General features: G+C 77.1%; 1 pseudogene. It reads right to left on the bottom strand.

Features of this window, described 5'->3' with window-relative positions:
* Positions 1–1,473, bottom strand: a pseudogene (locus GT354_RS33170) (type I polyketide synthase); the annotation flags it as partial.

Raw genomic sequence — 1,473 nt, 5'->3', positions numbered from 1 at the left:
CGCCGGGTCCTCCGGGGTCGGGTCGGCGCCGGTGCGGCCGAGGAGTTCCAGCCGGCAGCCGGTCGCCCGGGCGAGACCGAGGGCGGCCTGCGCGGTGATGCCCCGGGCGCCGCCGGTGAGCAGGACCACCGAGTCGGGGCCGAGCCGGGTGCGCAGCAGCGCGTCGCGGTCGGTCGGGTCCAGGGTGGACAGCGGCGACGGGCGCGGTCGGAGCGTACGACGGCCCTGGGCGGACAGGCCGATCGTCACCGGTTGCCCGGTGCCGCCGGCTCGGCGGGCTTCGGCGAGCAGGCGGCGCGCGATCAGCTCGGGCTCCTCCTTGGGGTCCACGTCCACGACGCGGACGACCCGGTCCGGGAATTCGAGCGCGGCGGCCCGGGCGAAGCCCGCGAGTCCCGCGCCCGGGACCGGGTCCGGGCCGTTGGCGGCGCCGGGCCCGCGCCCGAAGTGGCCGCCGCCTGCGGTGACCAGGAACACCTGGCGCACCCCGCCGAGCAGCGCGGCGCGCAGCAACGGGAACGCACCGGGCAGGACCGGATCCTGGCCGTCGCCGAGAGCCGCGAGGTGCACGAGTGTGTCCGCGCCTTCGACCACGCACACGTCCGCGCCCGGGCGAGTGGACTCGACCTCGGCGCCGTGTGCTTCGAGCAGTTCGGTCAGCGCCCACGCGACGCCGGCGCCGTCCTCGACGAGCACCACGCGGCGGCCGGCGACGGGTGGGCCCTCCTCAGGGGTTTCCAGGGAGCCGGGTGATCCGGGGCCGCTCGGGTCCTCCACGGGTACGCACTCGACGACGTGCCGGGTCGGACGGGCGGCGGCGGGAGCGGCAGGCGCGTCCGCCGGCGCGGGACAGGCGTCCGCCGGGTCGACGGTGGCCGGGTCGACGGCGGTCGGGTCGACGGTGGTCGGCTCGGCGGGCGGTTCGCTCGGACCCGAGGCGAAGCCGACCACGTCGTCGACGATCCCGTTGATCGTCTTGACCTTGGCCAGGCGCTCGACCACTGCCTCGTCCACGGCGCCTTCGGCACCCGGAAGCCGTAGCCGTACCGCCAGTTCGCCGATGATCTCGGTGCGCTTGATCGAGTCGATCGACAGGTCCGCCTCCAGATCGAGGGTCGGATCGAGCATGTCCTCGGGGTAGCCCGTGCGGGTGCCGACGATGTCGAGAACCACCCGCAGGACGTCCGCACGGGTTACCGGGCCCGCAGGCGCCCTGGCCACCAGGGCCGGCGGCTCGTCGACCACGACAGCCGCAGCCGGCACGGCACCCAGCCCCGACGCCACGAGTCCCGGCGCCGCCGGCGGCGCCACCCCGCCGGCCACCCCCAGGTAGCCCAGCAGCACGTCCCGCTGCGCCGCGACCGCCTCCCGGGCGGCGGCCAGGTATTCGAGCAGCACCGCGTCACGGGCCGGAGCCGCCGCCCCCGCCGCCCCGACCGCCCCCGCCGCCTCTACCGTCACGGCGGCCGGCAG

Origin of the sequence: Streptomyces sp. SID3343, from assembly GCF_009865215.1 — a bacterium.
Taxonomy (GTDB): domain Bacteria; phylum Actinomycetota; class Actinomycetes; order Streptomycetales; family Streptomycetaceae; genus Embleya.
Note: the sequence above shows the minus strand (reverse complement) of the source record. Positions and strands in the feature narration are given on the sequence as shown.